The sequence below is a fragment of the Streptomyces sp. NPDC044704 genome (assembly GCF_056433525.1).
Genome location: NZ_JBWKGY010000001.1, coordinates 749,292 through 766,252 on the forward strand (window position 1 = coordinate 749,292; position 16,961 = coordinate 766,252).

Below are 16,961 nucleotides of genomic sequence, written 5' to 3' on the forward strand. Positions count from 1 at the left end.
CCTCCGCTATCCCTTCCGCATGCGGTTCAAGGTGTCGTCCAGCGTGATGGCGGCATCGATCAGTGCCAGATGGGTGAACGCCTGCGGGAAGTTGCCGAGTTGCCTTCCCGTCAGCGCGATCTCCTCGGAGTACAGGCCGAGGTGGTTGGCGTACGCCATCATCTTCTCCAGGACCAGCCGGGCCTGATCCGCCCGCCCGGCCCGGGCCAGGGCGTCGACGTACATGAAGGTGCACAGGGAGAAGGTGCCCTCGGAGCCGCGCAGCCCGTCGGGGGAGGCCTCGGGGTTGTAGCGGTAGACGAGGCTGTCGGTGACCAGCTCCCGGTCCATCGCGTCCAGGGTGGACGTCCACATCGGGTCGTCGGGCGTGATGAACCCGACCGTCGGCATCCGCAGCAGGGAAGAGTCGAGCACAGCGCTGCCGTAGTGCTGGACGAAGGCCCGGCGCTCGGGGTCCCAGCCCCTGTCCAGGATCTGCCGGTAGATGTTGTCGCGCTCGGCGGCCCAGCGGCCGCTCTCCGCCGGCCTGCCGTGGGCGGCCGCCAGCCGCAGCGCGCGGTCGAACGCCACCCAGGACATCACACGGCCGTAGGTGAAGTCCTGGCGCCCGCCGCGGGTCTCCCACAACCCCTCACCGGCCTGGTCCCAGTGGTCCACGAGCCAGTCGAGCAGGGTGCGCAGCGAGGACCAGCCCTGGATGTCGAGGTGGATGCCGTGCTGGTGGGCGAAGGAGATGCTGTCCAGCGCCTCTCCGTAGATGTCCATCTGCAACTGTTCCGCCGCGCCGTTGCCGATCCGCACCGGGGCGGACCCCTGGTAGCCCTCCCAGTGGTCCAGGACCTCTTCGTACAGGTCGGACGAACCGTCCACCCGGTACATGATGTTCAAGGGCCCCGTGTCCGTGTCGCGGCCCGCCTTCTCCTTCACGCGGTCGCCGAGCCAGCCGATGAAGGCCCGCGCCTCCTCCGTGAACCCCAGCCCCAGCAGGGCGTACACGGAGAAGGAGGCGTCACGGATCCAGGTGAACCGGTAGTCCCAGTTCCGCTCGCCGCCCAGCTGCTCGGGCAGACCGGTTGTGGGCGCCGCCACCAGGGCACCGGTGGGTGCGTACGTCATCAGCTTCAGGGTGATGGCGGAGCGCTCCACCATCTCGCGCCACCGGCCCGTGTACCGGGACTGGCGGAGCCACGTCCGCCAGAAGAGCCTGGTCTCGTCGAAGAGCTCCTGGAACTCGGCGACGCGGATCTCGCGCGGCGGCCCCTCCGCGGCGGACGCCAGCACCAGCCCCCGCTGCTGTCCGGCGTCGAGCGCCAGCTCGACACGCAGGTCGTGCTCTCCGGTGAGGGTGTGCACCAGCCGCTCGTCCTCCGGTTCCCGCACCACGCTGAGCGTGAGTTCCAGGTCGGCCGAGGCGAACACCGCCCCGTTCTCGGAGATCCGCAGCGTGTGGGGTGCGCGGCCGTAGTCGAACCTCGGGGCGATCTCGACCTGGAAGGTCATGCTGCCGCGCACGCACCGAAGCATGCGGACCAGGCGGTGGCGGTCGGTGGCCGTGCCTCCGGTCACCGGCATGAAGTCGACGACCTCGCCGGTACCCGACTCGGTCATGAACCGAGTGACCAGAACCGCGGTGTCCGGCAGGTACAACTGCTTCGTGGTGTACGTGGGTTCGGCCGGCCTGACCGTGAAGTGGCCGCCCTTCTCCCAGTCGAGGAGTGACCCGAACACGCTCGGAGAATCGAAACGAGGACAACAGAACCAGTCGATCGTTCCGTCCGTGGTCACCAATGCCGCGGTCTGGAGATCACCGATCAGGCCGTGGTCTTCGATCAGCGGATAGTCAGCCATGCGAGACGACCCCTTCCGACGCCCCCCAGCCAGCTTAGGCGCGGAACTCCCGGCGAGCCCGCCGGGCCGTCGCCGCCTGCGGGCGCCGGGAAGCGGCCCTACCATGGGAACGTGCGAACTGGACGGTCAGGCCGCTGCGCACCGCCGAAACCGGGGAACGGACGATGATGTCCTGGGCGGCGCGCTTCCGGTTGCGGCAGTACGCCAAGGCAAGCCTGTGGATCATCCCCCTGCTCGGACTCCTGCTCGGGGCGCTGTCCGCCGAGTGGGCCGCCCGCGTCGACGGGGCGGACTGGCTGCCGGGCGGCTGGCGTTACTCCGCGACGACCGCGAGCAGCGTGCTCAGTTCCGTCGTCGGAGCCATGGTCGCGCTGCTGGGGTTCGTCGTGACCATCGGTGTACTGGTCATCCAGCAGGCGACCGGCACGCTCTCCCCGCGCTACATGCGCCTGTGGTACCGCGACCGGCTCCAGAAGGCCGTGCTGGCCACGTTCACGGGAACCTTCGCCTTCGCATTCTCCCTGCTGCGCAAGATCGAATCCGACTCCGTCCCCAACCTCGGGGTGACCCTGTCCGGTGTGGCCGTCGCCGTCAGCCTCATGCTGCTGCTCATCTACCTCAACCGGTTCACCCACAACCTGCGGCCCGTCGCCATCGCCGATCTGGTGGGGCGCCTCGGAGCGAAGGTGGTGGCCCGCGGGTCGGAGCGCATCCGTTCCTCGGCGGCACCCGAAGGGTGGTCCTTGCCCACGGCCGGTCCGGTCACCCGCATCCGCTCCGAACGGGGCGGAGTCCTCCAGGCGTTCGACGCGGCGGGGCTGATCGCCGCCGCGGCCCGCGAGGACTGCGTCCTCGTCCTGACCCATCCCGTCGGGGACTTCGTACCGCCCGGCACCACCTTCGTGGAGGCGCACGGCACCTCGCCGCCCCCCGACCCGCACCGGGTCGCGGGGCTCGTCGCGTTCGGGGCCGAGCGCACCATCGAGCAGGACCCCGCCTTCGCCCTGCGCATCCTCGTCGACATCGCCATCCGCGCCCTCTCGCCCGCCGTCAACGACCCCACGACCGCCGTGCAGGTCCTCAACCACGTCGACACGTTCCTGCACGTGGTGGGCCGGGCCCGGCTCGGCGGCCGGTACGTGCTCGCCGACGACCGCGGCCGGCCGCGGCTGGTGGTGCCGGGCCGTGGCTGGGACGACTACCTGCGGCTCGGGGTGACGGAGATCCGCGAGTACGGCGTCACCTCCCTCCAGGTGTGCAGACGGCTCCGCGCCCTGCTGGAGGACCTGCTCGAAACACAGCCGGCCGAGCGTCTGACGGCCGTACGCGCGGAACTGGGCCTCCTCGACGAAGCGGTCCGCCGGACCTTCACCGACCCCGCGCGCCGCGCCACCGCGCAGACGCCCGACCGTCAGGGCATCGGTGGTGTGCGGCCTCCCCGGGCCTGACCCACGCCCGCCACCCCTCACCGCCGGGCGCCGTCACAGACGAAGGACGACCAGGGCCGTGTCGTCGGTCATGCCGACGGGCTGGGCCAGACGGGTCAGCAGGGCGTCCGCCAGCGATTCCGCGTCGGCGGAGCGGTGCCGCACGAGAGTGGCGGCGAGCCGTTCGAGACCGGTGTCGATGTCCTCGCGACGGCGCTCGACGAGTCCGTCCGTGTACAGGACCAGCACGGAACCGTCCCGGAAGGCCGTCTGGGCCTGCGGGCGGGGAGTGTGCTCGGGCCGGGCGCCGAGCGGCGGGTCGGTGGCCGCGTCGAGGAAGACGACCGTGCCGTCGCTGTGGCAGAGCGCGGGCGGCGGGTGGCCGGCGCTGCTGTAGGTGAGGGTGCGGCTGCTCCAGTCGATGAAGACGAGCACGGCGGTGGTCGACTCGGCTCCCGTGACGGAGCGGGCGTACAGACCGAGTACTTCGAGGGCCTGCGCCGGGCCTTCCGCGACACGGGCCGCGGCCGACAGTGCACTGCGGAGCTGTCCCATGACGCCGGCCGCGCGCAGCCCGTGCCCGACGACGTCACCCACGGCGACGGCGGTCCGCCCCGGCAGGTCGGCGACGTCGTACCAGTCACCGCACACGTTCAGGGCTCCGGCCGCGGGCCGGTAGCGCACCGCGGCCTCGTGGTGGCCGAGCGGGCGCAGCGCCGGCAGCATCGCCTCCTGGAGGTGGAGGGCCACCTCGCGCTCCCGCGCGTGGGCCCGGCGCAGCCGCTCGTTGACGTCCTGGAGGTCCCGGGCACGGCTGTAGAGGTCGGACTCCAGGGCCTGGCCACGGTCCCCGCCGCTGCCTGCCCGGATCAGTTCGGTGACCTCCTCCACCCGGTGCAGAAGGAGCGCCACGCTGCCGTCGGCGGCGAGGACGGGGACGTTCACGGGGCTCCAGTACCGTTCCTGCCACACCCCCGGCCGGTCGGGGGACTCCACGTCGTAGCGTTGCAGCGCCATCGCGTCGCCCTCGCGCGTGGCCGCGACCCGTTCCAGGGACGTGCGCAGGTTGCGCACGCCGGTCGCGGCCGGATCACCCGGATTGTCGGGGAAGACGTCGAAGAGGTAGCGGCCGACGAGCTGCTCACGGGTGCGGCCCGACAGGGACAGGTAGGCCTCGTTGGCGTCCACGTACACCAGGCCGGTCGTCAGCAGCGCCACCGCGCTGGGCAGGGCGTGGAAGACCGCCGGGTAGTCGATCTCCGATCCGTTCACGCTCCACCTGCCCGCGGGCCGCCGCTTCCGGTCATGACATCGCTCCCACGATAGGGCTGCGGCGGGCGAGGGGCGCGCCGTCACCCTCCGGCCCCGGGCCGCCCGGCGCGGATGCCCGGTACACCGTCTCGTGGGACCGGTCAGTCACTCCGGGCGCCGATACCCCGGGCGCCGCCACCCCGCCGGTCAGCCGGTGAGCTCCTCCGCCGGCAGGCGTCCCGTGCGCACCGCGTCCAGCAGCGCCTGGTGGTCGCTCTCGTTCTGGTCGGCGTACGCCTCCGCGAACGTGACGAGGGCCCGGTCGAAGGAGTCCCCGCGGCCCAGGTAGGACGCGATCGCGATCCGGTCGCCGGACCGCGCGTGCGCGCGGGCCAGCGTGATGCCGCAGACTTCGCCGAACGCCTCCAGCTGCCTCGGCGACATCGTCTCCGGCATCGCGATGCCCTTCCAGTCGCGCAGCTGGCGGATGTAGAAGTCGCGGCGCTTGCCGTCGATCCCCTCGACCCGTTCCCAGCCGAGGAACATGTCGCTCGTCGCCTGCATCAGCCGCTGTCCCGCGACCACGCGCTCACCCTGGTTGCGGTACTGGCTCGCCCCGACGTGGTCGGCGAGGACGGAGGTGTCGGCCTCCTTGGCCTGGAGGAAGAGCGGGTCCTCGCCGTCCCGTCCGAGGAGCAGGAAGATCCAGCACCGGGTACCCACGCTGCCGACCCCGACGACCTTGCGGGCGACGTCGACCAGCTGGTAGTCCGCCAGCAAGTGGCGCCGGTCGGACGGCAACGTGAGCCCGTACCGGTCGATGAGCGCCCTGAACTGGCGCTCCAGCGTGGTCCGCTCGGCGTCCGGCAGCAGATCGGCCATCGGCACCAGCAACGGCGGGTCCGCCGCGATCATCGGCCTGCCGTCGACGAGCTCCGTGAGCTTGCCGAACACCTGCAGGGTGTCCCGGGCGCGGGCCTTCGCCAGCGCGCGGTCCAGCTTCTTGCGGCCCTTCTTGTGGAGGCGGCCCGTGGTCAGGTCCTTGAGGCCGGTGTCGTTGATCTTCGTGTACCAGACGTCGAGGTTGCCCATGCCGGCGAAGCTGATCATCGCTTCGCGGTACGAACGCACGGTGCCGCTCACGATGCGGGCGCGTTCCGCGTCGTCGAAGCCGTTCGCCCGGCCGGCGATGACGAAACTCGCCGACAGGCGCTTGACGTCCCACTCCCAGGGGCCCGGCAAGGTCTCGTCGAAGTCGTTGATGTCGAACATCAGCTCCCGCTCGGGCGACGCCAGCAGCCGGAAGTTCAGCAGGTGCGCGTCTCCGCACAGCTGGGTGGTGATCCCCGAGTCGGGACTGCCCGCCAGGTCGGAGGCCATGATCGCGGCGGCGCCCCGGTAGAACCGGAACGGGGACTCGGACATCCGCCCGTAGCGGATCGGCACCAGTTCCGGCACCCGGGTCGCCGACTGCGCCTCGAGGATGCCGAGGGGGTCCCTTCGGCTCGAAGAGGGCTCGTACGCGGCGTGTCCCGACCGCGGTGAGCGGCGGCGGGCTTCCTTGCCGAGTGCGGCGCGCTCCGCGGGGGTGGAGCGAAGTGCCGCGCGCATCGCCGTGGTCGCGTGCTGGGGCATCCGGGGCCTCCTGCCTGGCTCTCTGACCGTCGAGCCGCCCACGGCACCGCGTCGGGCTGACGGCGGGGGCGCCGGGCGTCCGCGAGCGCCGGGATCTTCCTCCAACCGTAGATCCGTCCCTGGTACCTCGCATGACAGGGCCGGGATCCGCATGACAGGGCCGGACCCCGCTCTGGGGCGCGGCGGTCTTGTTTTCTTGTGCGGCTAGCCCCCAGTCGCCATGTGTATCAACGCACTTGGCGCGGAATACCTTTCATACGCGGATTGTCGCGCCCCCCTGCCTTGGAATGAAGGGATCTCTGATGTCTCCTTCCGGAATCCGGCGTCCCCGCCCGACTGCCGTCGCCGCACGGCCCGACGGGCGTGACGGGACCGGCGGCGACCTCGTGGAGGCGCAGACCGCGTCGGCGGTGGGGATGCTGATGGCCATGACGCCGTGTTCGGCCCGGGACGCGCACCTGATCCTGGCCGCCGCGGCGGACCTCGCCCGCACCACCCCCGAGGCCGTGGCGTCGGCCCTGGCCGCCGGAGCCCGGGGAACTCCCGTCCCCCGGCGCGTGGAGCGGGCGGTGCGCCGGGCGGTGCAGGCGGCCCGCGCCCCCGCCCCGCCCGGGCAACGGCCTCGTGCCCTCACGCCGGCCCGGACCCGTACCGAGGAGGCCCTCACGCGGCTGCGCGCCTGCCAGGCCCGTCTCGCGGCAGCGCCCGGGGATCCCGCGGCACTGAGGGAGATGGACGACGCCGCCTACACCTTGTGCGTCCTGATGGGCCGGCCCACTGCCCACGACGCCGTCCTCGCGGCACTGGAGCACCTCGCCCCGCCCGCCGCCGCATAGCCGCGGCCCGGCACGGCGCCGCGTGCCGTTCGCGCGTACGCCCGGCATGCGGGGGTACGTTCCGCCGCATGCGTACTCATGACCTCGTGATCATCGGGGCGGGCTCGGGCAACGCCGTCGTGGACGACCGGTTCTCCCACCTCGACGTGGCCATCGTCGACGAAGGGCCGTTCGGCGGGACCTGCCTGAACCGGGGGTGCATCCCCAGCAAGATGCTCGTGCACGTCGCGGACCTCGTGGACGGGATCCGCGACGCCGGACGGTTCGGCGTCGGGGCACGGCTGAGCGGCGTCGACTGGTCCACCGTCCGCGAGCGGGTGTTCGAGCGGCTGGACCGGCAGGCCGCGGAGGGGGAGCAGGGCCGTCGCGACTCCCCGAACATCGAGGTCCTCAAGGGCCACGCCCGCTTCACCGGGGACCGTACGCTGACCGTCGGAAGTTGCGCGGACGCCGTCACGATCCGCGGCCGACAGGTCGTCGTCGCCACCGGCAGCCGCCCGACCGTACCCCCGCCGGTACGGGAGTCCGGGCTGCCGTACGAGACCTCCGACACGGTGATGCGCGTGCAGCGTCCGCCGCGCCACCTGGCGGTGCTGGGCGGTGGCTACGTCGCCGCAGAACTCGCCCACGTCTTCCACGCCGCGGGCAGCCGCATCACGGTCGTCGAGCAAGAGGACACCCTGCTCTCCGCCCAGGACGAGGCGGTCGCCGCCGCGTACACGGCGATCGCCGCCGACCGCTACGACGTACGCACGGGCACCGCGCTGACCCGCGTCGAGGGGCGGCCGGGACAACTGCGCCTGGTCCTGGACGACGGCGGCGCCGTGGAAGCCGACACCCTGCTCGTCGCCGTGGGCCGCACCCCGAACAGCGACCGGATCGACGCCGCACGGGCCGGGATCGACCTCCACGACGACGGCCGGATCGTCGTGGACGCCTTCCAGCGCACCAGTGCCCAGGGGGTGTTCGCCCTCGGCGACGTGTGCACGGACTTCCCGCTCAAGCACGTGGCGAACCGGGAGGCGCGGACGGTCTCGCACAACCTGCTGCACCCCGGCGACCCGGTCCGCACCTCCCACGAGGCCGTCCCCGCCGGGGTGTTCACCCGCCCCCACATCGCGCAGGTCGGCAGGACCGAGCAGCAGTGCCGGCAGGAGGGCCTCGACTACGCCGTTTCCGTGCGCCGCTTCTCGGACACCGCCTACGGCTGGGCGCTGGAAGACGGCACCGGCTTCTGCAAGGTACTCGCCGACCGCGGCACCGGGCTGCTGTTGGGCGCCCACGTTCTGGGTCCGCAGGCCGCGAGCCTGATCCAGCCGCTCGTGGTGGCCATGAGCCTCGGCATCGGCGCCGGTGAGCTCGCGCGGACACCCCTGTGGATCCACCCCGCGCCCACCGAGGCGGTCTCGAACGCACTGCTCGACCTGGACCTGGACTGAACCTGGACCCGGGCACGGGCGAGGGGCAAGGGCAAGGGCGTACACCCGATCGGCGGTGTCCGGCGGGCGTGGTCGGTGCGTGCCGTCACAGCATGGGGGTGAAGGCCGCCCCGCCCCCGGGGACGGGGGTGGGGCGGCGTAGACCCGGTCGGGGAGCGTGCCGCATGCCCGATGAACGGTTCACAGGCTTCGTCCAGTCCTACAACCGAGCCAGAGGCTACGGGTTCATCCTTCCGCTGGGGCGGCAGGAGCCCGTCTTCGTGACGCGGGACGCCTTGGAGGGCCCGACCCCGTCACTCTCGGAGGAGCAGCAGGTCACCTTCACGATCGAATTCCACGAGGGACGCCTGCACGCCCGGCACGTCCTGCCCTGACCCGCCGCACGGAGACCCGCCGCGCGGACCGTGGGGCGGAGCGCCGGAGCCCGCCGTCAGCGCCACGACTGCTGTGGGGAGCCGTTGCAGTTCCAGAGCTGGACCCGTCCGCCGTTGCGGTTCTGGTTGGTGTCGTGGTCCAGGCACTTGCCGTTGTACTTCAGCACGATCGAATCGTTGGGGCCCCGGTACCAGGCCTGCTGAGGCTGGCCGTTGCAGGACCACAGCTGCACGTTGCCCCCGTTGTTGTTGATGGTGTTGGTGTCGGCGTCCAGGCACTTGCCGTTGAAGTCGATCTTCAGTTCACCCGACGGGTGCAGGGTCCAGCGCTGGTTGGCGGCGTGGTTGCAGTCCCACACCTGGGCCCGCGCCGGGTTGTTGTTGATGGTGTTCGTGTCCGCGTCCAGGCACCGGTTGCTGAGCTGGACCCGGTAGACCGCGCCGGCGGCGGCCGCCGCCGGGGAACCGGTGCCGGCGCCCACGGCGCTCTCGGTCGTGGTGAAGGGCAGGAGTACGAGCGCGAAGCCGGTCGAGAGCTTCTTCGCCGTAAGGGAGTTGAAACGCATCGCGGTACGGGCCTTTCGGTCAGGAGTCGGGCCGGCGCCGGGCACACCCGTGCCGCACGAAGCGGGGGAGGGGGAGCCGCGTGCTTCACCACGTGGGGTGAACCGCCGACTGGATGCTCCGAGTTTGTGGCGGTCTGGGCAGGCTGGCAACCTTGTCCCTGTTGCTTCGCCTATGTCGGGATCCCTACCCTGCTGACCTGCGGGGACAGAGGTGTCCCGGGACAGGACGGGCGACCGGGACGCTTCGGCGAGCCGCGGGGGAGAGGGTACGGATGAGCCACCTCGACGGCACGGACCGGCAGGTCACGGCCGCCCGTCGGCTGGGCGACGCACTGCGCGCGCTGCAGCAGCGGTCCGGGACGACACTGCGGGCCCTGGAGCAGCAGGTGCTGATCAGCGATTCCTCGCTGTCGCGTTACTTCCGTGGGGCCACGGTGCCGCCCTGGCCCGTCGTCCGGGACATCTGCCGGGCCCTGGACACCGATCCCACGGCGTACCGCGTGCTGTGGGAAGCCGCCGACGCCGACCAGAACCGTCCGCCGTCCGGCCAGGGCACCGGCCCGGACCGTGCCCCGTCAGGGTCCGTTCCCGCCCCCTCCCCGGAGCCGGGCGGGCCTTCCGCGCCTTCGGTGGCCCCGGAGCCCGGGTCTGCCGGGCCCGGCCCGGTACCGGTCGTCGCCCGGCGCTGGCCGTGGGCGGTGGCAGGCCTGCTGACCGGTGTCGCGCTGGGGGTCGCGGCCGTCCTCGCGCTGACCTCGTCGGAGGCTCCCGAAGCCGCCCGGGTCTTCCGCAACAAGGCCACCGACGCCTGCCTCGACGACAGCGTGGAGGGCCTGCGGGTATGGCCCTGCAACGGATTGCGCTACCAGGAATGGGAGTTCCGCCCGTACGGCGACGGCCCCGGCGACCTCCGCAACCGGGCGACCGGCGCCTGCCTGGACCACGACGGGACGGCGCCGCGCGCCCGCTCCTGCGACCGGTCCGCCGCCCAGGGATGGACGCTCACGGGCCGCGCCGACGGCTCGGTACAGCTCCGCCACCTCGCCACGGGAACCTGCCTGACCGGTGGCCCGGGGGCACCCGCCGCCGGTCCGTGCGACGGATCGGACCCGCAGCGCTGGACCTGATCCGTCCGGCAGCCCGTCCGGCGGGCCGTCCGGCGGGCCGGCCGGCAGCCCGTCCGGCGGGCCGTCCGGCGGGCCGTCCGGCGGGCCGTCCGGCGGGCCGTCCGCCGGTCAGGAAGCCGGCGGCCCGCTCAGCCCCCGTACCCGGAACTGCATGACCCGGTACGGCCAGCCCCTGTCCGTACGCCACTGGCTCACCGTCAGGTGCAGGTCGTCCAGGCGGGATCCCGGGATGACGTAACCGCCGTACGGCTGGGCCACGTGCGTGTCGTCCTCCTGGCCCCAGGCCGCGCCGCGGATCAGGGTGTGCCGGTACGAGCCGGCCGGTCCGGCGGTCGGCTCGCGCATGACGAGGGCTTCGATGCGGGCGTCGGCGGCATTGAAGCAGACCAGCACCCAGTACCCGTCCAGCAGCCGCAGGCACAGCTCGCCGAAGCCGCCCTCCAGCACCGGCGTGGGCGCGTTGCCCCAGCCCCAGGCGCCCGCGCGGTACCCCCACCCTTCGTAGGCGTCCGGCTCGGCCAGCGCGTCCGCCCGCACCCGGTGCAGCAGGACAGGCCCGGTCCGGCTGAAACCCGTCGAACAGACGTAGACGTAGCCGTCCGGCCCGAGAGCCCACGTCAGCGACTGGAACAGCCCGCCGTGCGCGTTCCCCGGGAACCGGGCACCGGTGTGCCGCCAGGTCGCTCCCGAGTCGTCGGAGCGCCAGATCTCGCTCCACACCACGCTGCCCCACCCCCGGTGCACGGTGACGTGGAGGAAGAGGGCTCCGCCGATGAGGACCACGTCGGACGGCAGCACGGTGCTGAACAGCGGGTTGTCGTGCTCGTACGCCCACAGCTGGCGGGCGTGTTCCCCGCCGACGGCTCCCGTCCAGACGACACCCTCGTCGAGGCGGGCCGTCGTCGCATACAGGCCGACGGGGGAGCGCCACCAGCCACCGCCCACCCGGGCCTCCTCGAAGGTGTCCCCGAAGACGAAGAGGGTTCTGCCGTCCGGCAGGGCGACCGGGATGCCCAGGTCCGTGGCCTCCATCCGGAACCGGGTGGTGAGCCCGGGGCCCGTCAGGTCACGCACCTTCGTCACCCGCGGCGCACCGCCGGCCCCATGAGCGCCGCCCTGAGCGCCCCCCGGAGGGCCGCCGCCGCGGCCCGGACCGGCCGGGAGCGCACCCAGTGCCGCGGCGGCGGCCGCCTTCAGGAACGTCGACCGGCGAAGCCCCGGCCCCCGTGCGAGCGTCATGCGAGGACAACAGCGGAAGCAGGCCCCGCGTCACGCGCGAACGCCGCCCGGCCGGGGAGAACGCCTCGGGTCCGGAAGCACAAGATCGGCAGGGCCTACCGATTCCGGAAGCGGGTGCGGTATCCCTGAAGAGCGGCCCCGATCGGGGGCGTTCCCGCTGGAAGGAGAACCGCCGTGGACGACTGGTACGTGGACGACCGTTGCTTCAACTGCGACGTCGCTCGACAGTTGGCGCCCGATCTGATCGGCGAGGTCGACGGAAGGTCCGAGGTCCTGCGCCCGCCGCGCGACGAGGCGGAGACGCGGCGCTTACACGCTGCCGTCTTCGCCTGCCCCACCCGCTCGATCCGCCCCGTCTCCGGGCGGCCGGACCAGGGGCTCGATCCCTTTCCGATGACGCTGGACAGTGGCGTACTGCTGTGCGGGCACAACTCACAGCACACCGCCGGGGCCAACTCCTACTTGCTCCTCCGGCCCTCCGGCACGGTCATGATGATCGACACGCCGCGCTGGAGCCGTGGACTCGCCGACCGTTACGCGGAATCGGGTCCCGTCACCGATGTCCTGCTCACCCACCGCGACCACGCGGCACACGGCCGCCACTACGCGGACCACTTCGGCGCCCGGCTGTGGATCCACGAGGGTGACCTCGACGCCGCGCCGGACGCAGACCGGGTGATCCGGGGTCTCGAACCCCTGGAGATCGGCGAGGGAGTCACCGCCCATCCCCTGCCCGGCCACACGCAGGGCAGCGTGCTCTACCTCGCGGATGACCGGTACTGCTTCAGCGGGGACAGCTTCTACTGGTCCCGTACCACCGGTGACCTGGAAGTCGCGGACAGCGTGACCTGGTACTCCATCGAGGAGTTGGGCACCTCCCTGGCCCGGGCGGCCGAACGGCTGAAGTTCGAATGGGTCCTGCCGGGCCACGGCGACCGCCGCCGGCTGCCCGCCGACGAGATGTCGAGGAGGCTGAGCGCGCTGGCAGGGCGCACCCGCCTGTTGCGGCCCCGGCCGGTCGACTTCACCGCCGTCCGCTGGTGAAACGGCGGCCGGCCCGAGCCGGCGGATCCGCGTGATCGTCGCGACGGCGCGGCGACGTGCGGAGCACTCCCGGCCCCCGCTCGAACTCCGCGGTCAGCTGCCGCTCCCCGGAGGCCCGCACCCAGCGGTGCTCCCGTGAGGCTGCGGTGAGGGCCCGGGCCCACACGGCCCGGGCCCCCACCGCTTGCTCTACTTCACCGTTTCACCGTCAGTCAGTGGGAGTCGACGGGATCCCCGAGGGGTTCTTCGTCGGGACCGGCGTGGAGGTCGGGGCCGGCGGGGTCGACGGGTTCTTCGTCGGACCCGCTGTGTAGCTCGGGGTCGGGACGGGCGTGCAGGTGGGGTCCACCGTCGGGACCACCGTGGGGGTCGGCTGGACCTCCGTGGGGTTCGCCGTCGGGACCGGCGTGGTGGTGGGGCCGGTCGTCGGGACCGGCGTGGGGGTCGGCGTGGAGGGCGGCTCGACCTCGGAGGAGTTCGCCATCGGGATCGTGATCGGGGTGCGGCTGGGGGTGGGGGCCGGCGTGGAGGTGGGGTTCGTTGACGGGACGGGCGCGCGGGTCGGAGTCGGCGCGCACGTCGGGCTCGACGTCGGAGCCGGAACGGTGGAGGAGGCCTGGGCCATCCCCGTCGCGAGGGCGAGGCCGGTCACCAAGCCGGATGCGGCAACAGCAAGTGTGAGTCGGACTCGGCGAGTACGCATGTGGGTCCCCCCTGGTCAGTATGTCCGGCAGTGTTGCCAAACATGATCAAGAAGAGCCAACACTGCCCGTCGCCGACCCGCAACAGCCTTCTAGCGGCACCGCCGCCCTGACCCCTACCACCGAACTGCCCCGCACCCCTCGAACCCCGCCGCCCCGGCCAGGTGGTGCTTCGGGCGAGGCCGGGACCGAGCCTCTCCGGTGGCCGGGACGGGTTTCCGTACCTCGGTTCAGGAGACGCTGCCTCGATGGTTCTCGCGGCCGAGCAGCCCGTCCTTGTACGTGACCGTCTTCGCGGTGAACGCGCCCTTGCCGGTGATCACCCCTGTGATGTTCTCGCCGGGTGCGAGATCGACGGTGTCGATCTGGCCCTCATCGACAGCGAGTTCAGCAGTGTGCTTCCCGCCAGTGTTGTCGGTGATCGAGAAGTACAGCGGGTTGATGCTGATCGTCTTGGCCGAGTTGTTGGTGACGGTCACCGACACGCTGGTGTACTTCTCGTCGCTGCCCTTCGAGAGGACGTTCGGCTTGAAGTCTGTCTTCTTCGCCGTGACGACGATGGGCTGCTGGTTCTTCCCCGCAGGGGTGTCGGACTCGCTCTCCAGCGCCTTCGCGGCAGGCGATGACACGGCTGCCGGCGGCGCGGCCGCCTCCTTCCCGTTCTTCCCGCCGTCCGTCCCGCCCGCCAGCGCTCCGGCGATTCCGATGAGCACGATCACGCCGACGACACCGAGGCAGGAGAACCCGATGATCTTCCCTGTTGGAGACTTCTTCGGCGGCGGCGGGTACCCGTACCCGGGCTGCGGTGGCTGTTGGGCTGGCGGGAACTGGTTGGACATGGGACCCCCATAGGGACAGGTGTGAACGAGTCACGCTATGGGGACATCGCCGCCTGGGAGGGGCTATGCCCGAACTGTGACATTCGGACATGCTTTCCCCTCTTCTGTGAATCGTTTCAGCATGTTGGGTCGTCAACGACCCTGTAGGTGCTTGACGTTGTCGCCGAAGGTCCAGCCCTTTGAGCCGTCCCAGTTGACCGACCAGGTCATGAGGCCCTTGAGCGAGCCGCTGAAGGCGTTCCACGACTGGCTGACCAGGCTCGGAGTCATGTGGCCGCCACCCGCACCCGGCTGGGCGGGCAGGCCGGGCACCTGCTTGTCGTAGGGGACCTTGACGGTGGTGCCCTGGATGGTCAGGCCGTTGTTCAGGCAGGTGGTCTGCGCGGTGAAGCCCTGCACCGTACCGGCCTGGTAGGAGTCGCCGGAGCAGCCGTACATACTGCCGTTGTAGTACTGCATGTTCAGCCACCACAGTCGCCCGTTGTCGGCGTACTTCTTGATGATCGGCAGGTAGGAGCCCCAGATCGACCCGTAGGTGACGCTTCCGCCGGTGACGTACGCGGTTTCGGGGGCCATGGTAAGTCCGAACCCCGCGGGCATCTGGGCCAGCACGCCGTCGATGATGCGCACCAGGTTGGCCTGGGAGGCGGACAGGGTGTTGATGTTGCCGCTGCCGGTGAGGCCGGTCTCGATGTCGATGTCGATCCCGTCGAAGTTGTACTTCTTGAGGATCGGGACGACGGTCGCCACGAACCGGTCGGCGACGGCGCTGGAACTCAGGTCGATGCCCGCGGCCGCGCCACCGATCGACATCAGGACCGTCGCTCCGGCCGCCTTGGCCTGGCACATCTCGGCGGGGGTCGCGACCTTGACGCCGGCGTCCATGCCGTCCTGCCACAGGACGGTGCCGTCGGAGAGGATCACGGGGAAGGCGGCGTTGATCACGTTGTAGCCGTGTGCGGCGATCCGGCTGTCCGTGATGGGGATCCAGCCCAGGCCGGGGTGGACGCCGTTCGCGGCGCCGTCCCAGTTCTCCCAGTACCCCTGCAGGACCTTGCCGGACGGCTTGGGCTTCGTGGGGCACGTCTCGCCGGGCGGCGGGGTCGTGGGCGGTGCGGTGGTGGGCGGCGGGGTCGTCGGGGGCGGTGTGGTGGCCGGGGGTGTGGCGGTCGGTGTGGCGGTCGGTGTGGGGGTGCTGCCGCCGGGGCCGACGAGCGACACGTCGTCCGCGTGGTACGAGGGCTGTCCGTACCAGCCGTGCAGGTAGACGGTCACGGAGGTGGTGTTCGGGCCGGTGGTGAAACCGACACTGAGCCGACCGTACGACGGGCTGTTCGGAGTCCAGGTGGACTGGGCGCCGGAGATGCCGGCACCGGTGGCGCCCAGGTATACGTAGCTGCCCTGGACGTAGGCGCTCAGCGTGTACGAGGAGTTGGGCTGCACGCTGGCGGTCTGGCTGCACTGGGCGTGGTCGGAGTCGGTCGGCGTGGCCTTGAGGGCGGCCGCGCCCGAGTGGACCGGGCTGCCGACGGCGGCGCCGGTGGTGCCGGAGCACGTCCAGCCGGAGAGCCCGTTCTCAAAACCCGAGTTGGCCACCGGATCCGAGGTGACCGCGCCTGCCGATCCGGTACCGGACACGGCGATGCCGGCGCCGATGAGGGCGGCGGCGCTCACCCCGGCCAGGGAACGCGCGAGGGCGGACGCTCCGCGCCGGGCGCGGCTGGTCCCGTACACCCGGCCCTCGTTGCCGCGGCCGGAATCCTGTGGAGGGCGGGCATCGCCCGTGGGGCGTGGGGTGCGCGACCGTCGACGGAACATGCTGTGCTCCCTTCCCGCTGGGCGTCGTAGGCATGGCTGACTGACTGACGCGTGGGGTGCGACGCCCGGCTCCGGGTGAGGTGGGGACAGGTGGGGCTGTGCCGGTCCGGATCGTATGAGGGGCGGAGAGGTCGGTCAATAGGTATGGACCAATAGCGGAAAGTGCGGCTCGCCGCCGCCACCCGGCCGGGAGGTGTCACGTTCTGGGCCGCTCGCCTGTCGTGCATGCAGGAGCCGGAGAAAGGATCGTCAGGATGAAGACCGTCATCGTGTGTGCCTCCGTGTCGCACGGCAATACCCGTCGTGTCGCTGAGGTCGTGGCCGAAGTGCTGGGCGCGCGTGTCGTCTCCCCGGAGGAGGCCGACCCGCTGGAGCTGGCCGACGCGGACCTGCTGGGGTTCGGGTCGGGCGTCTTCTACGGCCGGTTGCACCCGCATCTGACTGATTTCGCCAAGGCGCTTCCCGACCGGCGGGGCCGGGCGTTCGTGTTCGCCACGAGCGGGCTGCCCGAGCTGCGGCCGACGCCTTTCACCCGTCGGCTGGTCGGGCTCCTCGAAGCCAAGGGCTTCGTGGTGGAGAGCACGTTCTCGTGCCGGGCGTTCGACACGTGGACGCCCTTCAAGCTCGTGGGCGGCATCAACAAGCACCGGCCCGACGCCGGGGACCTGGCTGCCGCGCGGGCGTTCGCCGAGCGGCTGCGGGACGGGGCCGGGCCGGTGTCCTGATCCCTGGTGTCAGGGGCCGGTCGGCGACAGCGCGGCCGGCCGGCCCCTCACATCAGGTGACGGGCGAGCCCGCCTCCGCGCGTGTGGACCCG

15 protein-coding genes and 1 pseudogene are annotated in these 16,961 nt (G+C 71.7%); 7 read left to right on the plus strand and 9 right to left on the minus strand.

The annotated features are described in order from the left end of the window. Window positions 1–6: 6 nt before the first annotated feature. On the minus strand, window positions 7–1,848 hold the full coding sequence (locus tag AC07B0_RS03445) for a glycoside hydrolase family 15 protein (protein WP_478896484.1): 1,842 nt from the start codon (window positions 1,846–1,848) through the stop codon (window positions 7–9). Between the two features lie 164 nt (window positions 1,849–2,012). On the opposite strand from AC07B0_RS03445, the gene AC07B0_RS03450 reads away from it, so the two are divergent. Beyond that, on the plus strand, window positions 2,013–3,296 hold the full coding sequence (locus AC07B0_RS03450) for a DUF2254 domain-containing protein (RefSeq protein ID WP_469384453.1): 1,284 nt from the start codon (window positions 2,013–2,015) through the stop codon (window positions 3,294–3,296). A gap of 33 nt (window positions 3,297–3,329) precedes the next feature. Here AC07B0_RS03450 and AC07B0_RS03455 read toward each other — a convergent pair whose 3' ends face one another. Next, window positions 3,330–4,547: a PP2C family protein-serine/threonine phosphatase gene (locus AC07B0_RS03455; protein ID WP_469384451.1), complete on the minus strand. Its 1,218-nt coding sequence runs from the start codon at window positions 4,545–4,547 to the stop codon at window positions 3,330–3,332. 186 nt (window positions 4,548–4,733) lie between these two features. Further along, on the minus strand, window positions 4,734–6,161 hold the full coding sequence (locus AC07B0_RS03460; RefSeq protein ID WP_469384449.1) for a DUF2252 domain-containing protein: 1,428 nt from the start codon (window positions 6,159–6,161) through the stop codon (window positions 4,734–4,736). Between the two features lie 302 nt (window positions 6,162–6,463). Here AC07B0_RS03460 and AC07B0_RS03465 point away from each other — a divergent pair, with 302 nt between their 5' ends. The 3 genes from AC07B0_RS03465 to AC07B0_RS03475 all read left to right on the plus strand — a co-directional run bounded on the left by AC07B0_RS03465 (window position 6,464) and on the right by AC07B0_RS03475 (window position 8,810). Continuing rightward, window positions 6,464–6,997, plus strand: coding sequence for a DUF5133 domain-containing protein (locus tag AC07B0_RS03465; protein WP_469384448.1), 534 nt, complete (start codon window positions 6,464–6,466; stop codon window positions 6,995–6,997). A gap of 68 nt (window positions 6,998–7,065) precedes the next feature. Beyond that, entirely contained in the window at window positions 7,066–8,436 is a 1,371-nt protein-coding gene (locus tag AC07B0_RS03470; RefSeq protein WP_478896486.1) for a mycothione reductase, read from the plus strand. A gap of 164 nt (window positions 8,437–8,600) precedes the next feature. Beyond that, window positions 8,601–8,810: a cold-shock protein gene (locus AC07B0_RS03475; protein ID WP_356880649.1), complete on the plus strand. Its 210-nt coding sequence runs from the start codon at window positions 8,601–8,603 to the stop codon at window positions 8,808–8,810. 56 nt (window positions 8,811–8,866) lie between these two features. Here AC07B0_RS03475 and AC07B0_RS03480 read toward each other — a convergent pair whose 3' ends face one another. After that, window positions 8,867–9,376 (minus strand): ricin-type beta-trefoil lectin domain protein, encoded by a 510-nt coding sequence (locus AC07B0_RS03480; protein ID WP_478864888.1) that lies wholly within the window; start codon window positions 9,374–9,376, stop codon window positions 8,867–8,869. Window positions 9,377–9,648: 272 nt separating this feature from the next. Here AC07B0_RS03480 and AC07B0_RS03485 point away from each other — a divergent pair, with 272 nt between their 5' ends. Then, a complete protein-coding gene (locus tag AC07B0_RS03485; protein ID WP_356880646.1) occupies window positions 9,649–10,503 on the plus strand; it encodes a helix-turn-helix domain-containing protein in 855 nt (284 codons plus the stop codon). Between the two features lie 108 nt (window positions 10,504–10,611). Here AC07B0_RS03485 and AC07B0_RS03490 read toward each other — a convergent pair whose 3' ends face one another. Beyond that, window positions 10,612–11,586 (minus strand): DUF4185 domain-containing protein, encoded by a 975-nt coding sequence (locus AC07B0_RS03490; protein ID WP_478896488.1) that lies wholly within the window; start codon window positions 11,584–11,586, stop codon window positions 10,612–10,614. A 330-nt stretch (window positions 11,587–11,916) separates the two neighbouring features. Between AC07B0_RS03490 and AC07B0_RS03495 the strand changes: the two genes are divergently transcribed. After that, complete coding sequence (locus tag AC07B0_RS03495) at window positions 11,917–12,786, plus strand: 4Fe-4S domain-containing protein (protein WP_478896489.1); 870 nt, start codon at window positions 11,917–11,919, stop codon at window positions 12,784–12,786. Window positions 12,787–12,994: 208 nt separating this feature from the next. On the opposite strand, the gene AC07B0_RS03500 is transcribed toward AC07B0_RS03495, so the two are convergent. The 4 genes and pseudogenes from AC07B0_RS03500 to AC07B0_RS03515 all read right to left on the minus strand — a co-directional run. Next, the gene (locus AC07B0_RS03500; protein WP_478896491.1) at window positions 12,995–13,270 is read right to left on the minus strand and encodes a hypothetical protein; all 276 of its coding nucleotides are present in this window, start codon (window positions 13,268–13,270) and stop codon (window positions 12,995–12,997) included. A 447-nt stretch (window positions 13,271–13,717) separates the two neighbouring features. Continuing rightward, entirely contained in the window at window positions 13,718–14,326 is a 609-nt protein-coding gene (locus tag AC07B0_RS03505; protein WP_356880639.1) for a DUF4352 domain-containing protein, read from the minus strand. A gap of 132 nt (window positions 14,327–14,458) precedes the next feature. Next, complete coding sequence (locus AC07B0_RS03510) at window positions 14,459–15,547, minus strand: chitinase (RefSeq protein WP_478896713.1); 1,089 nt, start codon at window positions 15,545–15,547, stop codon at window positions 14,459–14,461. A 42-nt stretch (window positions 15,548–15,589) separates the two neighbouring features. After that, window positions 15,590–16,144: pseudogene (locus AC07B0_RS03515) on the minus strand (carbohydrate binding domain-containing protein); the annotation flags it as partial. Between the two features lie 254 nt (window positions 16,145–16,398). On the opposite strand from AC07B0_RS03515, the gene AC07B0_RS03520 reads away from it, so the two are divergent. Then, on the plus strand, window positions 16,399–16,869 hold the full coding sequence (locus tag AC07B0_RS03520; protein WP_469384443.1) for a flavodoxin family protein: 471 nt from the start codon (window positions 16,399–16,401) through the stop codon (window positions 16,867–16,869). Window positions 16,870–16,961: the final 92 nt, after the last annotated feature.